The sequence below is a fragment of the Gordonia alkaliphila genome (assembly GCF_023017165.1).
GTDB lineage: Bacteria > Actinomycetota > Actinomycetes > Mycobacteriales > Mycobacteriaceae > Gordonia > Gordonia alkaliphila.
In genome coordinates this window covers 2,904,430-2,927,029 of the sequence record NZ_JALKBW010000001.1, presented here as the reverse complement: position 1 = coordinate 2,927,029, position 22,600 = coordinate 2,904,430, and the positions used below count along the sequence as shown (strand labels likewise).

The 22,600-nt window shown below is 70.1% G+C and carries 23 protein-coding genes; 9 read left to right on the top strand and 14 right to left on the bottom strand.

Translation table 11 applies throughout. The features are described from left to right. Window position 1: 1 nt before the first annotated feature. Entirely contained in the window at window positions 2-697 is a 696-nt protein-coding gene (locus MUG78_RS13275; RefSeq protein WP_246995518.1) for a 4'-phosphopantetheinyl transferase family protein, read from the bottom strand. Continuing rightward, window positions 694-1,668 (bottom strand): metallophosphoesterase family protein, encoded by a 975-nt coding sequence (locus MUG78_RS13270; protein ID WP_246995516.1) that lies wholly within the window; start codon window positions 1,666-1,668, stop codon window positions 694-696. The genes MUG78_RS13275 and MUG78_RS13270 overlap by 4 nt, the downstream gene beginning before the upstream one ends. A gap of 69 nt (window positions 1,669-1,737) precedes the next feature. Here MUG78_RS13270 and MUG78_RS13265 point away from each other — a divergent pair, with 69 nt between their 5' ends. The 4 genes from MUG78_RS13265 to MUG78_RS13250 all read left to right on the top strand — a co-directional run bounded on the left by MUG78_RS13265 (window position 1,738) and on the right by MUG78_RS13250 (window position 5,579). Then, complete coding sequence (locus MUG78_RS13265) at window positions 1,738-2,604, top strand: endonuclease domain-containing protein (RefSeq protein WP_246995514.1); 867 nt, start codon at window positions 1,738-1,740, stop codon at window positions 2,602-2,604. Window positions 2,605-3,744: 1,140 nt separating this feature from the next. Beyond that, entirely contained in the window at window positions 3,745-4,947 is a 1,203-nt protein-coding gene (locus tag MUG78_RS13260; RefSeq protein ID WP_246995512.1) for an NAD(P)/FAD-dependent oxidoreductase, read from the top strand. 20 nt (window positions 4,948-4,967) lie between these two features. Next, window positions 4,968-5,288, top strand: coding sequence for a GNAT family N-acetyltransferase (locus tag MUG78_RS13255; protein ID WP_246995509.1), 321 nt, complete (start codon window positions 4,968-4,970; stop codon window positions 5,286-5,288). Between the two features lie 63 nt (window positions 5,289-5,351). Next, window positions 5,352-5,579 (top strand): hexameric tyrosine-coordinated heme protein, encoded by a 228-nt coding sequence (locus MUG78_RS13250; protein ID WP_246995507.1) that lies wholly within the window; start codon window positions 5,352-5,354, stop codon window positions 5,577-5,579. A gap of 40 nt (window positions 5,580-5,619) precedes the next feature. Here the strand turns inward: MUG78_RS13250 and MUG78_RS13245 are convergent, their stop codons facing one another. The 7 genes from MUG78_RS13245 to rimP all read right to left on the bottom strand — a co-directional run bounded on the left by MUG78_RS13245 (window position 5,620) and on the right by rimP (window position 13,245). Next, a complete protein-coding gene (locus MUG78_RS13245) occupies window positions 5,620-6,906 on the bottom strand; it encodes an MATE family efflux transporter (protein ID WP_308221360.1) in 1,287 nt (428 codons plus the stop codon). 8 nt (window positions 6,907-6,914) lie between these two features. Further along, window positions 6,915-7,871: a DHH family phosphoesterase gene (locus tag MUG78_RS13240; RefSeq protein WP_246995505.1), complete on the bottom strand. Its 957-nt coding sequence runs from the start codon at window positions 7,869-7,871 to the stop codon at window positions 6,915-6,917. After that, window positions 7,868-8,332, bottom strand: coding sequence for a 30S ribosome-binding factor RbfA (rbfA, locus tag MUG78_RS13235; RefSeq protein WP_246995503.1), 465 nt, complete (start codon window positions 8,330-8,332; stop codon window positions 7,868-7,870). Before rbfA ends, MUG78_RS13240 begins: the two co-directional genes overlap by 4 nt. Then, entirely contained in the window at window positions 8,332-11,133 is a 2,802-nt protein-coding gene (gene infB / locus MUG78_RS13230) for a translation initiation factor IF-2 (protein ID WP_246995501.1), read from the bottom strand. Before infB ends, rbfA begins: the two co-directional genes overlap by 1 nt. A gap of 130 nt (window positions 11,134-11,263) precedes the next feature. Next, window positions 11,264-11,458 carry a YlxR family protein gene (locus tag MUG78_RS13225; RefSeq protein WP_246995499.1) on the bottom strand — a complete coding sequence of 65 codons (195 nt, stop codon included), beginning with the start codon at window positions 11,456-11,458 and terminating at the stop codon, window positions 11,264-11,266. A gap of 84 nt (window positions 11,459-11,542) precedes the next feature. Further along, entirely contained in the window at window positions 11,543-12,598 is a 1,056-nt protein-coding gene (nusA, locus tag MUG78_RS13220; protein ID WP_246995497.1) for a transcription termination factor NusA, read from the bottom strand. A gap of 74 nt (window positions 12,599-12,672) precedes the next feature. Beyond that, a complete protein-coding gene (gene rimP, locus MUG78_RS13215) occupies window positions 12,673-13,245 on the bottom strand; it encodes a ribosome maturation factor RimP (RefSeq protein ID WP_246995495.1) in 573 nt (190 codons plus the stop codon). Between the two features lie 97 nt (window positions 13,246-13,342). Here rimP and MUG78_RS13210 point away from each other — a divergent pair, with 97 nt between their 5' ends. Continuing rightward, a complete protein-coding gene (locus MUG78_RS13210; protein WP_246995493.1) occupies window positions 13,343-13,840 on the top strand; it encodes a hypothetical protein in 498 nt (165 codons plus the stop codon). Further along, the gene (locus MUG78_RS13205; protein ID WP_246995491.1) at window positions 13,837-14,271 is read left to right on the top strand and encodes a ferritin-like domain-containing protein; all 435 of its coding nucleotides are present in this window, start codon (window positions 13,837-13,839) and stop codon (window positions 14,269-14,271) included. The genes MUG78_RS13210 and MUG78_RS13205 overlap by 4 nt, the downstream gene beginning before the upstream one ends. Window positions 14,272-14,306: 35 nt before the next feature. Here MUG78_RS13205 and MUG78_RS13200 read toward each other — a convergent pair whose 3' ends face one another. Next, window positions 14,307-16,043 (bottom strand): proline--tRNA ligase, encoded by a 1,737-nt coding sequence (locus tag MUG78_RS13200; RefSeq protein ID WP_246997034.1) that lies wholly within the window; start codon window positions 16,041-16,043, stop codon window positions 14,307-14,309. Window positions 16,044-16,099: 56 nt separating this feature from the next. Between MUG78_RS13200 and yaaA the strand changes: the two genes are divergently transcribed. Next, the gene (gene yaaA, locus MUG78_RS13195) at window positions 16,100-16,840 is read left to right on the top strand and encodes a peroxide stress protein YaaA (RefSeq protein ID WP_246995489.1); all 741 of its coding nucleotides are present in this window, start codon (window positions 16,100-16,102) and stop codon (window positions 16,838-16,840) included. A 43-nt stretch (window positions 16,841-16,883) separates the two neighbouring features. Here yaaA and MUG78_RS13190 read toward each other — a convergent pair whose 3' ends face one another. Genes MUG78_RS13190 through MUG78_RS13180 form a run of 3 tightly spaced genes read right to left on the bottom strand, consistent with a single transcriptional unit; the run spans window position 16,884 to window position 19,630 of the window. Beyond that, window positions 16,884-17,351: a hypothetical protein gene (locus MUG78_RS13190; RefSeq protein WP_246995487.1), complete on the bottom strand. Its 468-nt coding sequence runs from the start codon at window positions 17,349-17,351 to the stop codon at window positions 16,884-16,886. Next, window positions 17,348-18,595 (bottom strand): uroporphyrinogen-III C-methyltransferase, encoded by a 1,248-nt coding sequence (cobA, locus tag MUG78_RS13185; RefSeq protein WP_246995485.1) that lies wholly within the window; start codon window positions 18,593-18,595, stop codon window positions 17,348-17,350. Before cobA ends, MUG78_RS13190 begins: the two co-directional genes overlap by 4 nt. Before the next feature lie 60 nt (window positions 18,596-18,655). Further along, window positions 18,656-19,630: an acyl-ACP desaturase gene (locus MUG78_RS13180; RefSeq protein WP_246995483.1), complete on the bottom strand. Its 975-nt coding sequence runs from the start codon at window positions 19,628-19,630 to the stop codon at window positions 18,656-18,658. Window positions 19,631-19,736: 106 nt separating this feature from the next. Between MUG78_RS13180 and MUG78_RS13175 the strand changes: the two genes are divergently transcribed. Both MUG78_RS13175 and MUG78_RS13170 read left to right on the top strand, forming a co-directional pair. Beyond that, a complete protein-coding gene (locus tag MUG78_RS13175; RefSeq protein ID WP_246995481.1) occupies window positions 19,737-20,423 on the top strand; it encodes a response regulator in 687 nt (228 codons plus the stop codon). Next, window positions 20,420-20,920 (top strand): pyridoxamine 5'-phosphate oxidase family protein, encoded by a 501-nt coding sequence (locus MUG78_RS13170; protein WP_246995479.1) that lies wholly within the window; start codon window positions 20,420-20,422, stop codon window positions 20,918-20,920. Before MUG78_RS13175 ends, MUG78_RS13170 begins: the two co-directional genes overlap by 4 nt. Before the next feature lie 3 nt (window positions 20,921-20,923). Here MUG78_RS13170 and MUG78_RS13165 read toward each other — a convergent pair whose 3' ends face one another. After that, window positions 20,924-22,588 (bottom strand): GAF domain-containing sensor histidine kinase, encoded by a 1,665-nt coding sequence (locus MUG78_RS13165; RefSeq protein ID WP_246995477.1) that lies wholly within the window; start codon window positions 22,586-22,588, stop codon window positions 20,924-20,926. Window positions 22,589-22,600: the final 12 nt, after the last annotated feature.

Sequence of the window (22,600 nt, the reverse complement as noted above, 5' to 3'; positions counted from 1 at the left end):
CTCAGACCAGAGCGACGGAGGTGAGGATCAGCCCGCCGGAGATCAACCAGCGCCCGGGCAGCGTCAGCAGCGGCGGGCCGCCGTCGGTCGCGGTGCCGTCGATCAGGATGGTCGAGGTGAAGGCGCCTGCCGCCACGATCTCGTCGGGACCCGCGTTCGGGTCGGCGACGACCCGCTCGTCGCGGGTGAAGGTGATGTGAGCGTCTTCGAAGCCCAGCCACCGCCCGGTCACCGGGAACCACGCCTTGTAGGTGGCCTCCTTGGCGCAGAACAGCAGCCGATCCCAATGCAGATCGTCACTGCGCTCGGCCAGCACCTCGCGCTCGGCGGCCACGCTGGTGTGGCTCAGCACGCCGTCGGGCAGCGCGAGATGCGGCTCGGCGTCGATCCCGAGCGAGCGCACCTGCATGGAGTAGGCGGCGACGGCGGCCCGGTAGCCGTCGCAGTGGGTGAGGCTGCCGACCACGTTCGGCGGCCACAGCGGCATACCGCGTTCGCCGCGCAGGATGGGCACCGGGTCGATGCCGAGCTGCCCGAGCGCCTGCCTACCGCAGTGCCGGGCAGTGGTGAATTCGCGTCGTCGTTTCGCCACCGCCTGGACCACCAGGACCTCTTCGGCGGGCAGCAGTTGCGCGTCGGCCGGATCGTCGAAAACCTCCGCGGAGCCCACCCCGCGGGGCAGCAGCAGCTCGATCACTCGGCCGCCTCCGCCCGACGTCGGGCGCGCCGGTCGCGCATCCGCTGCACGCGCTCGCGGAACTCCTCCGCCTTCTCCTCGTAGTCCGGCGGCAGTTCGAATCGGACGCCCATTTCGTTGAGGTCCTCGGCGACGGTGCCGTCGTCCGGGGTGATCTGCCGCAGCAGCGGCGACGGGAGGCCGCGACGGTTCCATTCCTGCGGGTAGCCGACCGACACCTCTTCGAACCGCACGCCGTCGTACCAGGTGGTGCGCGGAATGTGCAGGTGTCCGTAGACGCAGGCGGCGGCGTTGAAGCGGGTGTGCCAGTCGTCGGTCAGTTCGCTGCCGCACCACAGCGCGAACTCCGGGTACATCAGGGCGTCGCACGGTTCCCGGCGCAGCGGCCAGTGGTTGATGAGGATCGTGCGTTCGGCCGGGTCGATCGCCTCCAGGCGCTCCCGCGTCGCTTCGATCCGCGCCCGACTCCACGCATCCCGCGTGCCGAACGGCTCCGGCGACAGCAGGAACTCGTCGGTGGCGACCACGTTCGCCTCGCGCGCCACGGCCAGCGCCTGCAGTGCCGTGGTGGTGCCCTCCGGACGGAAGGTGTAGTCGTACAGCAGGAACATGGGAACCACTCGGACCGACTCGCTGCCGTCGCCGGGATCGAACAGCGGGTAGCGGTCTTCCGGGGTCACCACACCGATGTCCCGGCAGGCCTGCACCAGATAGTCGTAGCGCGCGACACCGAAGATCTGCAGCGGGTCCTTGGCCGTGGTGTACAGCTCGTGGTTGCCGGGCACCCAGATCACCGTGTCGAAGCGGGCTTTGAGGCGGCGCAGGGTGTCGATGATGTCGTCGGTGCGTTCGGCGACGTCGCCGGCGACGATCAACCAGTCCCCCGGCTCGCTCGGCCGGACCTGGTCGATGATGTTCTGATTGCCCCGATGCGCGACGTGCAGATCGCTGACTGCCCAGAGCTTCGCCATGACGGCCAGTGTGCCACGCCCGGGTGACGCCGGAGGGAACCGGACCGCGCCGACGTGCGTCCAAAACTCATGGGAGACGAGCACCGTGCGGCGCAGTTCCTGACCGTCGGCGAGTCCGGTGTCGGCCACGGGGTGTACCACCGTGGCGAGTTCGCCACGCTCGACATCGACGCGCGCGAGCGCCGTCGCCTGCTGCGCACCGGCGAGCTGACGTCGCCGCGCAAGGACTGGTTCGCCGTCCGCGGACACGCGCCCACCGTCGCGGCAGCGGTGGCCGAGGGCGGCGTGCTGTCGTGCGTGTCGGCGCTGAAGCGCTACGGATTCTGGGTGCCGCCGGGGTACCCGGAGCAACATGTCCGCAGCGGCCGGTGGAGCGCGCACGCCACGACCTCGTGTCGCGGCTTCTCGGCGATCCCCGCGGCCACCACCGCGGTGGACTCGATCGCGGTGGCCCTCGAATGCGCCGCGCACTGTATGCCTGCCGAGGATTGGATCGCCGTGTGCGACTCGGTGCAACAGCAGCTCGGCCTGTCGGCCCAGGCGTTGCGCGGCGAGATGGGCCCGCTGCCGAAGTACGTGCAGTCGCTGTTCGACAAGACGGACGGTCGCTCGCAGTCGGGCACCGAGTCGATCGCGCGGGTGCGGTTGCGCGCGTTGGGCTTTCACGTGGTGGTGCAACCGCAGATCACCGAGCTCGCACGCGCCGACCTGCGGATCGGACAGTTGATCATCGAATGCGACAGCCGCCAGTACCACTCCGACGCGGAGGCCTACCAGACCGACCGGACCCGCGACCGGAAGTCCACCGTGGGCGGCTGGCTGACCTTCCGCCTCACCTGGGACGACATCCTCTACGGCTGGGACGAGGTGATCGAGGACATCCGCGCCATCACCCGCGCGGGTAGACACCGCGCCGGTAAAACAACGGCGTCCTGACCGCCACCGATGGCATATATCCATCGTCGACCGCTAGAACGCCGTCGTTTTACCGACGGACCGCTGCCCCTGCTGATTGCTCGCGACCCACCGCCAGACATCCCTCGGGACCTATCCCCTCAGCCAGCTGACCCCGTCGGGGAGGGACCGCAGAGTTTTCTCTCGACCCGCGAGGGTTCATCGCGATACGCCTGACCGGCCGAAGAGAGCCACAACGTCGCTGCGAGGAAGTCGCAGGCACGTCCTGCCCGTCCACGGCCACAGGCCGCACCGGCACCACTCCCCGCCTGCCTGTGCCTACAGCTCCGACCAGCACGGGCATGACCATCAACCTCCACTCCCGCTACCCCCCCACCGCCAATCACGAGGGCCAGGCAACGATCACCTCGAACGCGAAAACGCCGCCCCCGCATGGCCCTCACCTCACCCAGCACTCCCACAGGCAAACACCGCGCCGGTAAAACCACGGCGTCCTGACCGCCACCGATGGCATATATCCATCGGCGACCGCTATAACGCCGTTGTTTTACCGACGGACCGCACTCCCCTGCCGATTGCTCGCGACTCCACCGCCGGACAGCCCGCGGGACTCTCCCATCTGAGTTCTCCCTCGACCCACGAGGGCTGAGCGCCATCCGGCTGACGGGCCGAACGGCCGCAGCGCCACGTGGAGGCAGCGAGCCGGCATGGTCCGCGCCAGCGGACTTGGCCGCGTCGGAGAGCGTCTTGGCAGAGACCAGTGCGGTGCCGGTGGCTGCGAGACGGCCTCGGCGCAGAGATCACCGGAGACGGGGCCGCCGCGACGTTCCACGATCTGCGAACAGGCTTCATCGGCACCACTGCCCGAACGCGCAGTCTCAAGATTACGGCCACGATCAACGCGAGCGTGACCATCAAACTCCGCTCCCACTACCCGCCCCACCACTGATCACGAAGGCTCGGCGACCACCACCTCGACCTCGAAACTCGCCGACCCGACAGGGCCTCACCCCACCCCACCACGGGCTCAGGCCGACACAGCGCGGGTAAAACAACGGCGTCCTGACCGCCACCGATGGCATATATCCATCGGCGACCGCTATAACGCCGTTGTTTTGCCGGCGGGCTGGACAACCCGCGGCGCGGGCGTAGCGTGAGGTCATGGACGGCTCATTTGTGATCATCGGTGGCGGTCTGGCCGCAGCGAAGACCGCCGAAGCACTCCGCGACAAGGGATTCGACGGCGCCATCACGGTGCTCGCCGCCGAGCACCATCTCCCCTACGAACGACCGCCCCTGTCGAAAGACCTGCTCGCCGGCAAGTCCGACGCCGCCTCGGTCTACCCGTTCGACTCCGACTGGTACGCCCGCCATCACGTCACGATGCACACCGGAGTGCGGGCCACCAAGATCGACCGCGCGGGCCGATTCGTCCTCACCGACGACGGCTCGGCGATCCACTACGACAAGCTGGTCCTTGCCACCGGCTCGCGCCCGCGCCCGTTCCCGGGGTCGCCGGACGTGCCCTACCTGCGCACCCTCGACGACTCCACGGCGCTGCGCGCGCGACTCGGCGAAGGCAAGTCGCTGGTGATCGTCGGCGCCGGCTGGATCGGCCTCGAAGTGGCCGCCACTGCGCGCAGCGCAGGCACCGCGGTGACCGTGCTCGAACCGCAGGAACTGCCGCTGGCGACGATCCTGGGCCCCCAGGTCGCCACCCTGATCGCCGACCTGCACCGCCGCCACGGCGTGGACCTGCACCTGGGCACCGGCGTCGCCTCGATCGAGGTGGACGCCGCCCCCGGCGGCCGCGTCACCGCCGACGACGGCACCGTCTACCAAGCCGACACCATCCTGGTCGGCATCGGCGCGATCCCGGAGACCGACCTGGCGGAAGCGGCCGGCCTCGCGGTCAGCAACGGCGTCGACGTCGACGCGGGCCTGACCACCAGCGACCCGAACATCTTCGCCGTCGGCGACATCGCCCATCAGGACCACCCGCTCCTCGGCCGCCTGCGCGTGGAGCACTGGGACACGGCGCTGCACCAACCGGCGACGGCCGCGGCCAACATGCTGGGCCACCGGGAGGAGTACACGCGCGTGCCGTACTTCTACACCGACCAGTACGACTTCGGGATGGAGTATCGCGGCCACGCCTCCGGCGAGCATCGGGTGGTCCTCCGCGGTGACACCGACAAGCTCGAGTTCCTCGCCTTCTGGCTCGACGACACCGACCGCGTCCTCGCGGGCATGAACGTGAACCTGTGGGACGACGGCGCCGACATCGCCGCTCTCGTCGCCGCGGACCGGCCCGTCGACCCGGCCGCACTCGCCGATCCGTCGGTTCCCCTCGGCAACCTCTGACGCCGACTACCGTGGGAGACATGGAGATTCCGGTTCCGCCGCCCACCGTCACGCTGGACCCGACGCCGGTGCTGAGCGACAACCCCGACCGCGACCGCTACGAACTCTGGTCCGGCGACGAGCTCGTCGGCGTGGAGGGCTACGAGCACACCGACGACGGCGGGCTGATCCTGCTGCACACGGTGGTGACCGAGAAGTTCGGTCGGGCCGGGTTCGCTCGCCTCCTGGTGTCGCAGGTGCTCGACGACGTCGCCGCCCGCGACGTCAAGATCACCCCGGTCTGCACGTACGTCCAGAAGTTCCTCGAGCGCTACCCGCAATATCAGGCAACCGTCCGATAACCCCGAACGTCCGATAATCTGTAGCGGGAATGCACTAAATACCTCGCAGACTAAGGACCTCTCATGACCGACGCCTGGTTGACCTCACTCATCACCGCCACGCCCCAGGAGGGCTTCGAGCTGGCGATCACCCTGAGTCGTCGCGGCGTGAAGTACACCCAGCCCGACGGCGAGGTGCTCCACCGGCTGCGCCCGGAGTACGCCGAGAATGCCGACTCGCTCATCGCCGGCTCGCAGGTGGTGGCACTGAACTTCCAGACGGTGGCGGCCGCCAACAACTACTGGCGCTGACCGACTACTGCCACGGGGCCCGCCGCCATCGGCGGCGGGATCATCGCAGCCAGGAGCCGGACCGCACCCGCCACACCACGGCGCCCAACCGCGCGAGCATGAACACGAGCAGCCCGCTCCAAATGCCCGCCAGACCCCAGTCGAAGACCAGCGCCAGCCAGATCAGCGGCAGGAAACCGAGCAGTGCGCCCAGCAGGGTCGCCGTACGTAGGAACGCGACGTCCCCGGCGCCGAGCAGCACGCCGTCGAGCGCGAAGACCACGCCGGCCACCGGCACCATGACCACGAGGAACCACCACGGCACGCGGGCGGCCGCCAGGATCTCCGGGTCGTCGGTGAAGATCCGCGGGATCAGCGTGACCCCGACGGCAAAGACCGCCGCCAGCGTCACGGCCATCGCGAACGACGACACCACCGCACGCCGCGCGTTCGCCTTCGCGAGCCCGAATGCCTTGGCGCCCAACGCCGCGCCGACCAACTGCTGCGCGGCGATCGCCAACGAGTCCAGCAGCAACGCGATGAACTCCCACAGCTGCAGCACCAACTGGTGCGCCGCGACCTGGGCCACGCCGAACCGCGCGGCCACGGCCGCCGCGGAGACGAAGCAGATCTGGAACGACGCGCTGCGCAGGATGAGGTCGCGCGCCATCACCAGCTGCGCCCGCATCACGGGCAAGTCGGGCCGCCAACGCCCATCGGACTCGCGCACCAGACGCCCGACGAACAGCACACCGGTGAGACCCTGTCCGATCAGGTTGGCCACGGCGCTGCCGGGCAGACCGAGCTTCGGCGCACCCGCCAGCCCGTGAACGAGGACCACGCACAGCACGGCGGCCAGCGCCAGCCCCACCGTCACATAGACCACCGGGGGCCGCGCCTCCTGGACCCCGCGCAGCCAGCCGTTCCCCGCCATCGCCAACAGGATCAGCGGTACACCGAACATCGCGATCCGCAGCCACTGTGCGGCCGCACCGGCCACCGCATCGTCGGGCACCAGCGCCCGCATGATCCACGGTGCGGTGGGATAGACGACGGCGATGATCGCCGCACCCGCGACGAGCGCGATCCAACTCGCCTGCACGCCCTCGGCCACCGCGGCGGATCGACGACCGGCGCCGAACTCGCGCGCCGACCGCGCCGTGGTGCCGTAGGCGAGGAAGGTGAGCTGCGTGCTGACGATGGCGAGCACCAGCGTGCCCACGGCGAGCGCGGCGAACTCGTCGCCGCCGAGCCGACCGACCACCGCCAGGTCGAGCATCAGGTAGAGCGGCGGCGCAATCAGCACCACCAGTGCCGAGCCCGCCAGCTTCGCGAAGCCGGTCGACACGGGTACGACTACAGGGCCGCGCGCAATCGCGCGACGACCTCGTCGGCCGTGCCCCGATCGCTGTAGCCGGCCGCGCGGGTGTGTCCCCCGCCGCCCAGAGAACCGGCGATAGGCACCAGATCGACCTGCGCAGTACTCCGCAGCGAGACGTTCCAACGTCCCGGCGTGGCCTCCTTGAATACCGCCGTCACGTCGGCCTCGCGCGCGGTGCGCACGATGTCGACGACGCTCTCGCCGTCTTCCCACGACATCGGCGCCATCTGCTCGGCGTCGACCACGGCGTAGACCAGACCGGCTCCGCCGCAAGCGGTTTCGTCCAGGCGAGCGGTGGCGAGCACCGCGGAGACCATGGCGAACCAGCCGAACGGATGGGAGTCCATCAGCACCCGACTCCAGTGCGCCGAGTCGACCCCGGCGGCGGTGAGCCGACCGGCGACGAGAAACGACGCCGGGCGCGCCCACTTGAACGAACCGGTGTCGGTGACCAGCCCGGCGTACAGGCAGGTCGCGACCTCCTTGGTGAGTTCGGCGCCGAGGGCGTCGAGCACGTCGAGCACCAGGACCGCCGTGCAGTCGGCGGTGGCGTCGATCAGGTCCAGGTCGGCGAAACCGCTGTTGGACACGTGGTGGTCGATGCACACGGTGCGCTCGGACGCGCTGAACACCGACGCCAGTCCCCCGAGCCGCTCGACCGTGGCCGCATCCACGGCCACCGCGACCGGCGCAGGCGCCAGGTCGGCGTCGTCGACGATCAATTCCGATCCGGGCAGCTCCCGGAGCGTGCCCGGCAAGGCCTCCGGACCGGGAAAACTCACTGCGACCTGCACGCCGCGCGAACGCAGCGCCAGGCCCAAGGCCAGTGCGCTACCGATCGTGTCGGCATCGGGCCGGATATGACTGAAGATGGCGACCGCCGACGTCTCTCGCAAGACGTCGGCGATCTCCACTGCTGAAGCAGGATTCACCCGCGAGCCTCGGCTTCTGGGCCGGAGGCATCCTCGTCGTGCCGGTAGGGATCGCTGTCCCCGGCCGGCTTCGCGTCCTTGGCCGACCGCGCGACGAGCTCGTCCTGGGCACGAGCCCGAGCGAGGAGTTCATCCATCGCCCGCGTCGCATCCGGAACCGTGTCGAGCTCGAACCGCAGAGTGGGCGTGAACCGCACCCCGGTGCCTGCGCCCACGAGGGAACGCAGGGCACCGGTCGCGGCGGCCAGACCGGCCGCCGCTTCGGCCACGTCGGGCTCGTCGTCGACCGTCGCACCCATCACGGTGTAGAACACCGTGGCGTCGTGCAGGTCGCCGGTGACCCGACAGTCGGTGACTGTCACGTGAGCCAACCGCGGATCCTTGATCTCGGTGCCGATCGCCGAGGCGACGATCGTCGAGATCCGCTTGGCGAGCCGTGCGGCCCGTGCGTGATCGACCATCAGCTCCGCGCCTTCTCCACCATCTCGTAGTTCTCGATGATGTCGCCGACCTTGATGTCGGAGTAGGTCAGCGTCAGACCGCATTCGAAGCCCTCGCGGACCTCGGTGACGTCGTCCTTCTCGCGGCGCAGCGACGAGACCGTGAGGTTCTCGGCGACGACCACGTTGTCGCGCAGCAGGCGTGCCTTGGCGTTGCGACGGACCACGCCGGACTGCACCATGCAGCCCGCGATGTTGCCGACCTTGGACGACTTGAAGATCGCGCGGATCTCGGTGCGGCCCAGCTCGACCTCTTCGTAGATCGGCTTGAGCATGCCCTTGAGCGCCGCCTCGATCTCCTCGATCGCCTTGTAGATGATCGAGTAGTAGCGGATCTCGACGCCCTCGCGGTTGGCCAGCTCGGTGGCCTTGCCCTCCGCGCGCACGTTGAAGCCGATGATGATGGCATCCGAGGCCGCCGCCAGGTTGACGTTGGTCTCGGTGACGCCGCCGACACCGCGATCGATGATGCGAAGCTGCACCTCGTCGTCGATCTCGATCTGCATCAGGGCCTCTTCGAGGGCCTCGACCGTACCGGAGTTGTCGCCCTTGAGGATCAGGTTCAGCTGGCTGGTCTCCTTCAGCGCCGAATCCAGATCTTCCAGGCTGATCCGCTTGCGGCTGCGAGCGGCCAGCGCGTTGCGCTTGCGCGCGCTGCGACGGTCCGCGATCTGCCGCGCGATGCGGTCCTCGTCGACCACCAGCACGTTGTCGCCGGCACCGGGCACCGACGTGAAGCCGATGACCTGCACGGGACGCGACGGGTAGGCCTCTTCGACGTCCTCGCCGTGCTCGTCGACCATGCGACGAACGCGACCGTAGGCGTCGCCGGCGACGATCGAGTCGCCGACGCGGAGGGTACCGCGCTGGATGAGCACTGTGGCCACCGGACCGCGACCGCGGTCGAGGTGCGCCTCGATGGAGACACCCTGGGCGTCCATGTCCGGGTTGGCACGCAGATCGAGCGACGCGTCGGCGGTCAGCAGGACGGCTTCGAGCAGCTGCTCGATGTTGGTGCCCTGCTTGGCCGAGATGTCGACGAACATGGTGTCGCCACCGTATTCCTCGGGCACCAGGCCGTACTCGGTGAGCTGACCGCGGATCTTGGCCGGGTCGGCGCCTTCCTTGTCGATCTTGTTCACCGCGACGACAACCGGCACGTCGGCCGCCTGCGCGTGGTTCACGGCTTCGACCGTCTGCGGCATGACGCCGTCGTCGGCTGCGACCACCAGGATCGCGATGTCGGTGGCCTTCGCACCGCGGGCACGCATGGCGGTGAACGCCTCGTGACCCGGGGTATCGATGAAGGTGACCAGACGATCCTCGCCGTTGAGCTGGGTGTTCACCTGGTACGCACCGATGTGCTGGGTGATGCCGCCAGCCTCGCCCGCGCCCACGTTCTCCTTACGGATCGTGTCGAGCAGTCGGGTCTTACCGTGGTCGACGTGACCCATCACGGTCACCACCGGCGGACGCTGCGCGAGATCGTCCTCGCCGCCCTCGTCCTCGCCGTAGGTGAGGTCGAAGCTCTCCAGGAGCTCGCGGTCCTCGTCCTCGGGGCTGACGACCTGGACGACGTAGTTCATCTCCGAGCCCAGCAGCTCCAGGGTCTCGTCGTTCACCGACTCGGTGGCCGTGACCATCTCGCCGAGGTTGAACAGCGCCTGGACCAGCGATGCCGGGTTGGCGTCGATCTTGTCTGCGAAGTCCGACAGCGATGCACCGCGCGCGAGGCGGATGACCGCACCGTTGCCGTGCGGCAGCCGAACGCCACCGACCGACGGCGCCTGCATGGAGTCGTACTCTTGCCGCTTCTGCCGCTTCGACTTGCGTCCCTTGCGGGGAGCGCCGCCGGGACGACCGAAGGCACCCGCGGTTCCACCGCGACCACGCGGGCCGCCACCGCCGCCGGGACGGCCGCGGAAGCCGCCGCCTGCTGCGGGTGCACCGGTGCCGCCACCGCCGCCGCCGGGGCCGCCGCGGTATCCGCCGCCACCGCCGCCGGGACCACCGCGACCGGGGCCACCGCGGCCGCCGGGACGGGCGTCCGGACGAGCCGCACGTGCGGGCATCGCACCCGGGCTCGGGCGCGGGGGCATGCTGCCCGGGCTGGGACGCGGACCGCCGGGACCGGCTGCCGGACGACCCTGCGGAGCAGGACGACCGCCGCCGGGGCGCGGACCGGCCTGACCCGGACCCGGGCGCGGGCCCTGCGGGCGCGGCGCGGGTGCCGGAGTCGACGAGTACGGGTTATTGCCGACGCGCGGAGCACGCGGCATCGGGCGCGGGCCCGGACGAGGCGCAGGCGTCGCCGGAGCGTCCGACGCTGCCGGAGCCGCCGGAGTCGGCTTGGGACCGGCCGGCTTGGGACCGGCGGGCTTAGCGGCCGGGGTCGCCGGCGCGGCGGCCGCAGCCGGAGTCGGAGCTGCCGGAGCCGGCGCGGCGGGAGTCGCCGCGGCCGGAGCACCGGGCTTGGGTCCGCCCGGCTTGGGTGCGCCCGGCTTGGGGCCGGACGGCTTCGCGCCGCCGGGCTTGGCGCCGGGCGACGGGGTTGCTGCCTTGGTCGGCGTCGCCGCCGGGGCACTGCCACCCGCATCGTTTGCGGGGGCGAAAGATTCGCGGAGTCGACGGGCCACCGGGGCCTCGACGGTCGACGACGCGGATTTGACGAATTCTCCCTGGTCCTTCAGACGCTCCAGCACTGCTTTGCTGGTGACGCCGAGTTCCTTGGCCAATTCGTGGACGCGGGCCTTGCCTGCCACTGCTCTCCTCACTTGGAGGCCGAGCGGGCTTCCGCTACGGCCTCGGGTTATTGAACCAACATGCTCATCGTGGCGACTTCACGGTGTGCTCATGTCTTCCACTCACCTGTCCTGGCTCCCTGCGGAGCCCCTATGGCGCCTCGCCGAAAATCTCGGCGAGGTCGGCCGGGTCCACGGTCAGCCCGCGTACCCGGAGTGCCGGTCCGAACGCCCGTCGCCGCACCGCCGTCGTCACACAGGACTCCGACGGGTGCAGCCAGGCACCACGTCCCGGCAGGTTCTTCCGGTGATCGATCACCAATTCTGGCTTCGCGTTCACCGCCACCCGGACCAGCATGGATTGTGGACTGCGTTGACGGCAGCCCACGCACATGCGGATCGGATGTGTCGACTCTGGAAGAACCACCGATCAGTCTAGCTCATTTTCGACGGCCTGCGCGCCATCGGACGCGGGCTGGGCCGGGGCTGCGGGCTCGGCGGTCTCCGCATCCGAACGGATATCGATGCGCCAACCGGTGAGGCGTGCCGCCAGGCGGGCGTTCTGCCCTTCCTTGCCGATCGCGAGAGAGAGCTGGTAGTCGGGAACGATGACGCGCGCCGCGCGGGTCGCCTCGTCGACCACCGTCACCGAGACCACCTTGGCCGGCGACAGGGCGTTGCCGACGAACTCGGCCGGGTCCGGCGAGTAGTCGATGATGTCGATCTTCTCGCCGCCGAGTTCGCTCATCACGTTGCGCACGCGCTGGCCCATCGGTCCGATGCAGGCGCCCTTGGCGTTCAGTTCGGCGAGGCGGGTGTGCACGGCGATCTTGGAGCGATGACCGGCTTCGCGCGCCACCTCGACGATCTCCACCGAGCCGTCGGCGATCTCCGGGACCTCCAGTGCGAACAGTTTGCGCACCAGGTTCGGATGGGTGCGCGAGAGGGTGATCTGCGGACCGCGGACACCGCGTGACACGCCCACCACGTAGCACTTCACGCGGTCACCGTGCTGCAGGTTCTCGCCGGGCACCTGCTCGGCGGGCGGGATCACCCCCTCGGTGACGTTGGCCTCGGTGCCGATCTCGACCACCACCAGGCCCTTGGCCTTGGCGCGGGCGTCGGCCTGCACCACGCCGGCGACGATCTCGCCTTCGTGGGCGACGAGTTCGCCGAACTGCTTCTCGTTCTCCGCGTCGCGCAGCCGCTGCAGGATCACCTGGCGGGCGGTGGTGGCGGCGATCCGGCCGAAGCCGTCCGGGGTGTCGTCCCACTCGTGCACCAGCACACCGTCGTCGTCCCGCTCCTGCGCCATGACGCGCACCTGGCCCGACTTGCGGTCGATGTCGATGCGGGCGTGCGGTGCGTAACCGTCGGTGTGGCGGTACGCGGTCAGCAGAGCCGTCTCGATGGCGGTGATGACGGTATCGGCGGGGATACCCTTCTCGGCTTCGATCAGCCGCAATGCGGTGACGTCGATGTGCATGGTGGCGACTCCTATTCGCTTGTCGGATGCAGTTGTAAGTGAGGGGGGTCTAAGGGTGCCGCGCGGGCGCGGCGTCAGCTCGCGGGGGTACGACGACGAGCGATCTCGTCGTCGTCGAGGCCGCAGCGGCGCAGTTCCGCCTCGCCGGGCCGGGTGAAATCCACCTCGATCTTCGCGGACTCGATGTCGGCGAACGGGATCGACTGTGTGCGCATCCGGCCCTTGTCGTTGTGGAGCAGCGCGACGGTGTCGTCGTCGATCTCCGCGACGCGGCCCTGCACCGTCGACTTCGCGCCGTCGACGAGCAGCCGCACGGCCACCTTGCGGCCGCGGGCGCGGCGCCAATGGCGCGGCAGCGACAGCGGACGCCCGATGCCGGGAGTGCTCACTTCCAGGTCGTAGGCCTGTTCGCCGAACAGGTCGGTCTCGTCGAGCGCCTCGGACAGCTGTCGGCTGACCTGAGCCAGTTCATCGAGCCCGATGCCGCCGTCCCGGTCGACGATGACCCGCACGGCCCGCACCTCGCCGGTGGGGCCCGCGGTCAGCTCCTCCAGGTCGTACCCCGCCTCGGAGAGGATCGGGCCGACCAGTCGTTCGAGCTTCTCGGCCGCGTCGCCGGTGGCGGCGGGGCCACTGCTGGTGGTCACTGGATTCTCCTCATCGGGCGGTCGTGGCGGCCGAACCGGGGCCGCTGCACGGACCTTTCACCATAGTCGATCCGGACGGCTGGCAGAATCGGGCGATGTGACCGCTCGCCCGCCTGGCCCCGAACCCGCCGTCGTCTCCCGTCGCACCGTTCTTCGCGGTGGCGCAGGCCTGACCCTCGCGATCGCGGCCGGTGCCGCGGTGACCGCGTGCAGCCCCGGCCCCTCCGACCGGCAGCGCGACGCCGAAGCGCTGGTGCCGCTGGCCCAGGCCGCCGATCGTCAGCGTCGTCAAGCCGAGCAGCTCGCCCCGCGCGAGACCGAATACACCGCTGCCCTGGGCCAAGTCGCTGCCGAGCGCGGCGCCCACGCGCAGGCGCTCACCGACGAGATCAATCGTCTCCACGCACCGGCCGCCTCCGGGATCACCGCCCCCGCCGGGGTGGGCGCCGGGACGCTCGACGACCTCCGCGCGCAACTGCAGAAGTCGGCCACCGCAGCCTCCGCGGCCGCCGCCGCGGCCGACGGTTTTCGGGCCGGACTGCTCGCCTCCATCAGCGCCTCGTGCACCGCATTGAAAGAGGTTCAACTGCCATGAGCACCATCGAGGCACTCGAGAACGCGATCGACGCGGAGAACGCGGCGATCTTCACCTACGGGGTCAGCACCGCGTTCATCGGCTCCGGCGACCGGGCGGCGGTGGGCGAGTACCTCGCCGCGCATCGGGTGCGGCGCGACGAACTGAACGAGGACCTGGTGGCCCTCGGCGCACCGGCGCGCCAGGCGGCGGCCGGCTACCGCCTACCGGTGGAGGTGACCGGCCCCGATTCGGCGGCCACCGCCCTGCTGGGCGCGGAGACCGAGTGCGCCCGCGCCTTCCGGGCGATGGCCGAACAGGTCGACACCGCCGCGCTGCGCGTGCGCGCCGTCGACGGTCTCACCGACTGCGCGCTGCGCGCCGCGCAGTGGCGCCGGTCGCTGGGCCGGAGTCCGGTGACCACCGCGTTCCCCGGCACCGCCCAGGCCTAGATCCCGGGCCGGGGCCCGGGATCAGCGGCCCGGGCTCAGGCCTCGCCGCGCACCGCGGCCAGCACGGCGTCGACCGCGTCGGCGATCGGGACGGCCGTGGCCGTGCCGGTGCTCCGGTCGCGGATCTCGACGGTGCCGTCGGCCCAGCCGCGGCCGACCACCACGACGGTGGGCATGCCGAGCAACTCGGCGTCTTTGAACTTCACGCCCGGCGATGCCTTGCGGTCGTCGAACAGCAGCTCCAGCCCGGCGGCGTCGAGCTGCGCCGCCAGTTCCTGGGCGCCGGCGACGGCGGCCTCGTCCTTGTTGGCGATCACCAGGTGCACGTCGAACGGCGCCACCCCGCGCGGCCAGGCCAAGCCCTTGTCGTCGTGCATCTGCTCGGCGAGGACCGCGACCAGGCGCGATACTCCGAGACCGTAGGAGCCCATGGTGACGCGGACGGGCTTGCCGCTCTCGCCGAGGACGTCGAGTCCGAAGGCGTCCGCGTACTTGCGGCCCAGCTGGAAGATGTGGCCGATCTCGATGCCGCGCGCGGTCTCGAGGACACCGCGTCCGTCCGGCGACGGATCGCCGGCGCGCACCTCGGCGGCCTCGATCACACCGTCCGGGGTGAAGTCGCGGCCGGCCACGAGGCCGACGACATGCTTGCCGTCCTCGTCGGCGCCGGTGATCCACGACGTACCGGTCACCACGCGCGGGTCGGCCAGATAGGTGAAGCCGGACTCCTGCACGCCCTTCGGGCCGATGTAGCCGCGCACCAGCCCCGGGTTGGCGGCGAAGTCGGCGTCGGTGAGCAGTTCCACGTCGCCGGGCTCGACGGCGGCTTCCAGGCGCTTGAAGTCCACCTCGCGGTCGCCGGGCACGGCGATCGCGGTGATCTCCCACTCCTCGCCGGGCTTGCGGATCTTGACCATCACGTTCTTGAGGGTGTCGGCGGCGGTGTACTCGCCGTCGAGGGCCCCGTTGGCCCAGTCGACCAGCGTGTCGATGGTGGGGGTGTCACCGGTCTCGTGCACCGTCGGCGCGGGCAGTCCGTCGATCGGGAGCGCGGCCGGTACCGGCGTCACGACGGCTTCGACGTTCGCGGCGTAGCCGGACTCGGTGCTGCGGACGAAGGTGTCCTCGCCCACCTCGCACTCGGCGAGGAACTCTTCGGAGGCGCTGCCGCCCATGGCGCCGGAGGTGGCGGCCACGATCACGTACTTGACGCCGAGGCGGTCGAAGATCCGCTGGTAGGCATCGCGATGCAGCTGGTAGGCGTGCTCCAGGCCGGCGTCGTCGACGTCGAACGAGTACGAGTCCTTCATCACGAACTCGCGGCCGCGGAGAAGGCCCGCGCGGGGACGTTCCTCGTCGCGGTACTTGGTCTGGATCTGGTACAGGATCACCGGCAGATCCTTGTACGAGCTGTACTCGCCCTTCACGAGCTGGGTGAACAGCTCTTCGTGGGTCGGGCCGAGCAGCATGTCGTTGCCCTTGCGGTCCTGCAGGCGGAACAGGTTGTCGCCGTACTCGGTCCAGCGGCCGGAGGTCTCGTACGGATCGCGCGGCAGCAGCGCGGGCAGCAGGATCTCCTGGCCGCCCATCGCGTCCATCTCCTGGCGGACGATGTTCTCCAGGTTGCGGTACACCTTCAGACCCAGCGGCAGCCAGCTGTAGATGCCGGGGGCGGCACGCCGGATGTAACCGGCGCGGACCAGCAGCTTATGGCTGGGCACCTCGGCATCGGCGGGGTCGTCGCGCAGGGTGCGCAGGAACAGGGAGGACATACGCGTGATCACAGGTGGTCAGAGTAGTCGCCGCCCCTCCTCGCTACGGTGTTCGGGTGCGTGTGATCCTTCCCCCCTCCGAAACCAAGTCCGACGGCGGTGCCGGCGTACCCCTCGACCTGGAGAAACTGTCCCTCCCTGAGCTGGCCGCGACGCGGCGCCGGGTGGCCGACGCCCTCGTCGCGTTGGCCGACGATCTGGACGCGTCGCAGCGCGCCCTGGGCCTGGGCAAGTCGCAGCTGGCCGAAGTCGATCGCAATGCCGAACTGTTCGTCTCGCCGACCCGCCCGGCCATCACGCGGTACACCGGGGTGCTCTACGACGCCCTCGACTATCGCGGCATGACCCGCGCGAGCAAGGCCAAGGCCGCCGACCGGCTGATGATCGGTTCGGCACTGTTCGGGGTGGTCGCGGCCACCGATGAGATTCCGGCCTATCGCCTCTCCGGCGGCTCCAAGCTGCCCGGCTTCGGCACCCTCGCGGCGGTGTGGAAACCGGTGCTCTCCCCCGCACTCGAAGCGCTCGACGACTTCGTGGTGGACCTGCGTTCGGGCGCCTACCTGTCGCTGGGCCCGGTGCGCGGCGCCGTCACCGCCACCGTCGTCACCGAGGCGGCCGACGGTTCACGCAGCGTGGTGAGCCACTTCAACAAGCACTACAAGGGCCTGATCGCCCGCGATCTGGTCAGCACCCGCGCCCAGGTCGCCGACATCGGCAAGCTCGCCGCCGTCCTGTCGTCGGCCGGGCACCGGGTGGAGATCACCTCGCCCACCGAGATCACCGTCATCACCGACTGACCGCCCGCACGCACGGCCGCCCACACGCACTGACCTGCCGCCCTCACTGCTGGGGGAAGAACCACTCCTGCGCCGGCGCGGCGTCGGCCTCGTCCTCGGACTCCTGCTCATCGCGGGCCGCGCCGTAGCGCTGCTCGGAGATCTGCACGTTCTGCGCGCGGACGCGGCCGTAGCCGTAGGCGCCCGCCATCCCGACCACGCCGGTGGCCAGGCCGATGAGAGTGCCGACACTGCCCGACTCGCCGCCGGCGTCGGCCGAGATCCGATAGATCCAGCCGTTCAACGCGATCACGGCGAGCGCGCCGAAGGTCAGCGGCCAGATGTAGACGGTCCAGACGTTCTGCGCGGCGGGCTCGATGTGGTGGGCGCGCCGGTAGAGCTGCCACCCGGTCATCGCGACCACTGCGACGCCCACCAGCACGGCGGTCACCACAGGCGACACCCACCACGCGGCGACGGCCGCGACCAGCAGGATCAGGCCCGAGACGACGCCGACGACGCGGCCGATCATGCGTCCTCCCCCGGCTGCGGCGCGACGGACGAGGCGTCGAAGGCGGCGGTCGGTCCGATGACGACGATCGCCGGCGGCACCAGCTTCTCGGCGACGGCGGTGGCCGCCGCGTTGGCCAGGTCGGTGCGGATCAACCGCTGATCCGGGCGCGATGCGTTCTCGATCAGCGCGACCGGGGTGTCGGCGGCCTTGCCGCCGTGCAGCAGCGCACCGGCGAAGGCGTCCAGGCGCTGCACCGCCATCATCAGCACCAGGGTGCCGCGCAGCTTGGCGAGCGCCGACCAGTCGGTCAGCGAGTCGGGATGGTCGGGGGCGACGTGCCCGGAGACGATCACCACCTCGTGCGTAATGCCGCGGTGGGTCACCGGGATCCCGGCGAGTGCGGGCGCGGAGATCGGCGAAGTGATGCCCGGTACCACCGTCACCGGCACGCCGGCCTCGACGCAGGCTTCGAGTTCCTCGAAACCGCGGCCGAAGACGTACGGGTCGCCGCCCTTGAGGCGCACCACGAACTTTCCGGCGCGCGCCCGGTCGACGAGGAGCTCGTTGATCTTCTCCTGCCGGATGGCCCGCCCGTACGGCACCTTCGCGGCGTCGATCACCTCCACCTGCGGTCCCAGCTCGTCGAGCAGGGCGCCGGGCGCGAGGCGGTCGGCCACCACCACGTCGGCTTGAGCCAGTAGTCGACGACCGCGGACGGTGATGAGTTCCGGGTCGCCGGGGCCGCCGCCGACCAGGGCCACGCCCGCCGCGTGCGGCGCGGCCGCAGCGACGCTGAGTCCGGTGCCCTCGGCGAGGGCCACCCCGATCGCCGCCCGCGTGGCCGCGCTGCGGCGGTGGTCGCCGCCGGCCAGCACGGCGTACTGCAGGCCGTCGTACCGACCGGAGGCCGGGGTCACGGCGGTGCCCTGCCGGGCATCGTCGGCCCGGACGCAGAAGATGCGCTGCGCGGTGGCCTCGGCGCCCACCGCGGCGTTGACCGCCGGATCATCGGTGCAGGCCAGCACGTACCACGCATCGGCCAGTTCGCCCCGGGTCAGATCGCCGTCGGCCCACGCCCGCCGATGCACGGTGACGGCCGGCTCGGCCTCCACGGTGGGGCGCGGATCGATGGCGATCACGTGCACGTCGGCACCGGCGGCGATCAGATTCGGCAACCGCCGCTGCGCGACGGAACCGCCGCCGACCACCACTACCTTGCGTCCCCGCAGGTCCAAGCCCACGAGATAATGTCCTTCGCCCATGTGCAGAATCCTACTGTCGGGCGATCGCACCCCGGTCCCTGCGCCGGTCGAAGGGGCGACTCAGGCGGTACGTGCGCGCTCGCGGGCCAGAGCACGATCGCGGGCGGCCTCGAACTTGCCGACCTTCACGTTCATCTCCTCGAGGAACTCGGCGAGCTTCTCGCGGTACATGTCGCCGAGCGGGCCGAAGTCGTTGCGCTCAAAGATCCGCCACTTGCGCAGCACCGGCATGATGACCTCCTCCATGTGCTGCGGCAGGTCGTAGATGCCGCCCTTGGCGATGAGGACCGCATTGCGGCGGAAGTTGGGCATGGTGGCGCCCGGCATCTGGAAGTTCGAGACGATGCCGTAGATCGCGGCCATCGCCTCGTCCGGCACCAGGTCGAGGGCCCCGGCCACGATGTTGCGGTAGAAGAGCATGTGCAGGTTCTCGTCGGCGGCCACGCGCTGCAACATCCGGTCGGCGATCGGGTCGCCGCAGGCCTTACCCGTGTTGCGGTGGCTGACGCGGGTGGCGAGCTCCTGGAACGACACGTAGGTGACGGCGAAGAGCATGTCGTAGCTGTGGTCGCGCTGGCCGTCGTCGTTCGGCAGCGGGTTGAAGCCGCCGGTCATGTGCTGCATGCGGATCTCTTCGAGTTCCACCGGATCCACCCCGCGGGTCACCACGAGGTAGTCGCGCATCACGATGGAGTGCCGCATCTCCTCGGCGGTCCACCGCCCCACCCAGAAGCCCCAGGCGTCGTCGAGGCTGAAGTTGTCGGCGATCACCCGGTGGTACGACGGCAGGTTGTCCTCGGTCAGCAGGTTGGTGATCATCGCGGCCTTGGCGGTCTCCGACAGCTGCGACTGCTCCGGATCCCAGTCGACACCGCCGAGCATGGCGAAGTTGCGGCCGTCGTCCCACGGCACGTAGTCGTGCGGATGCCAGTCGCGGGTCATCTTCATGTGGCGTTCCACTTCCGTCTCGCAGACCGGAAGGAGTTCCCGCAGCAGATCCGAGCCGCTCATGTTCTTCGTCATCAACGTGGTCATGGCTTCCATCGTGTCCCGTGCCCTCGCGGGTTCCCACCGCCCAAAGACCCGATCCACCCGGGCCTGACGTCGCTTCGGGTCCCGGGACCTGCGGTAGATTCAAGGCATGTCTCCCTCGACGAATCCCGCGACACCCGCCGCTGACGGCGCGCCGGTGCGCGTCTTCCTGGTCGACGATCACGAGCTGGTCCGGCGCGGTCTGCGCGACCTCCTCGGCACCGCCGGGGACCTGGAGATCGTCGGCGAAGCCGCGACCGTGGCCGAAGCGCTCACCGGCATCGACGCCACCTCGCCGGACGTCGCGGTCCTCGACGTCCGACTCCCCGACGGCAACGGCGTGGAGCTGTGTCGGGAGATCCGGTCCCGCAACCGCAACGTCCGGGCCCTGATGCTCACCAGTTACGCCGACGACGACGCCCTGCTCGCCGCCGTGATGGCCGGCGCCTCCGGCTTCGTGCTCAAGCAGATCCTGGGCCACAACCTGATCAACGCGGTGCGGACCATCGGACACGGCGGCTCGCTGCTCGACGACCGGAGCACCGCCGCCCTGCTGGCCCGCCTGCGCGACGACAAGAAAGACGAAGTCGATCCGCTGGCCGAGCTCACCGGGCAGGAACGCGAAGTGTTCAAGCTGATCGGCGAAGGCCTCACCAATCGGCAGATCGCCGAACGAATGTTCTTGGCGGAGAAGACGATCAAGAACTACGTCTCGCACATCCTGGCCAAACTCGACATGCAGCGCCGGACCCAGGTCGCGGTGATGGCCACCAAACTCGGCGAGCGCGGCAGATGAGCGCGCCCGCGCCGGACCGCCCGGACTTCCCCGAGGGCTACGGGCTTCCGGAGAGCACCGACGGACTGCTCTCGTGGTCCGATGTCGAGCCCAAACTCGTTGCGGCCAAACACTATTGGCTCGCCAGCGTGCGACCGGACGGCCGCCCGCACAGCGTCCCGCGCTGGGGCGTGTGGGTGGACGGCCGCTTCTACTACGACGGCGCCCCGACCACGCGGCACACGCGCAACACCGAGGCCAACCCGCACGTCACCCTGACGCTGGAGAGCGGCACCGACGTGGTGATCGTGGAGGGAACCTCGACCGCCACCCGCGCCGACCCGGAGACGCTCGGCGCGCGCCTGGCCGAGGCCTTCGTGAAGTATCACGGCGACGACTACGCCCCCGCCGCGGACGCCTGGTCCGGTGAGGACGGTGGCGGGCTGCGCCAGATCGTGCCCGAGCGAGCCCTCGCCTGGACGTCGTTTCCCACCGACTGCACGCGCTTCCGGTTCTGACCCTCAGGCGGGCCGCAGCGGTACTTCCCAGATGAGCGTGGTGCCGCCGCCCGGGCGGGATTCGACGGTGAAGTTGCCGTCGCACTCGTCAGCGCGCCGGGTCAGATTGTCCAGGCCGCGATAGGCCGCGTCCGTCGGAATGCCCGTGCCGTTGTCGGAGATCTCCACCGTCAGCACGTCGTCGGCGACGATGCGCACCGCGATCCGATCGCCGCCGGAGTGGCGCAGCGCGTTGGACAGTCCTTCGCGCAGCACCGCCTCGATGTGCGGGGCCAGGATGTCGGGTACCAGGGTGTCGACCGGTCCGACGAAGGCGACGCTGGGGACGATCGGCGCGTGCCGCGCCAGCTCGGCGACGACGTCGAGCACCTTGCGCCGCAGCGTGATCTCGCTGCCGCTGCGGTGCGCCGACTGCAGATCGAAGATCGACGTGCGGATCTGCCCGATGGTGGTGTCCAGATCGTCGATCACCTGGGTCAGTCGAGACTCCACCTGCTCCGGCGCGGCCTGCATGGTCTGCAGCGACATGCCGATCGCGAACAGTCGTTGGATCACATGGTCGTGCAGGTCCCGAGCGATGCGGTGCCGATCGGACAGCATCTCCATATCGCGCACGATCTGCTGTTGGTCGGCGTAGGCGACGGCGAGTGCCGCGACCCGCGCCACCCCGGTGAGACCGGCGACCTCCTCCGGTTCCCACGCGGGCCGGTTCGCATGCGTCAGGACGATGGCCCCGAAGTCCCCGGGCGCGCGCTGCATGGGTTGCGCGGTCTTCCACCGCGCCCGTCCCCGCATCCAGTCGGCACCGTCCCCGTCGGCCTCACTCACACTGAACGCCAGACCGGGCCACGTGATGCCGGCCGGATCCACGGGCGCACCGGTGTGCCCGTGCAACTGCAGGGCCCCCGTGTCGGAGGTGACGATGAAGACGTCGACGGCGCCGGTGAGGGCAGCCACGTCCGCGCATAGGCCGTTCAGCGTGTCGGTCAGTGCGATACCGGCCATCGGTTCGGAACCGCGGTGCGCCAGGATCTCCATCCAGCGTCGGCGCGTGAGCTGCCGCTCATACAGGCGGGCGTTGTCGACGGCGATGCCGACCGCGACGGCGAGCACCGACACGATGTGCTCATCCTGCTCGGTGAAGCCCGCGCCGGTCAGCTTCTCGGTGAGGTAGATGCTGCCGAACAGTTCACCGCGCACAATGATCGGCGCACCGAGGAAGGAGTCCATCGGCGGATGGTTCGGCGGGAACCCGATCGAGGCGGGGTGCCGACCCAGGTGGTCGATGCGCAGCACCTCGGGGTGGTCGAGCAGTTCGCCGAGCACACCGTGCCCCCGCGGCAGGCGGCCCATGCGCTTGCGCACCTCGGGCGCGATGCCGGTGTAGACGAAGGCCTGCAAACCGCGTTCCGGGCCGCGGACGCCGAGCGCGCAGTACTGCGCGTCGAGCACGGAGGCAGCGACCTGGGTGATGCGTTGCAGCACTTCGGCCAGGTCCAGCCCCTGCCCGACGAGTAGGACGGCTTCGAGGAGCTCCCCGAGCACCTTCGGATCGGTCTGCTGCGCGGTCAGCGCATCGAGCGCCGCTCGCAGCGTCGCCGAACTGTCCTGGTCGAAGGCACGACCTGCTTCGAACAGCTGGGCGGTGAGGTCTGCGTAGTCAGGCATGTCGCGTCACCT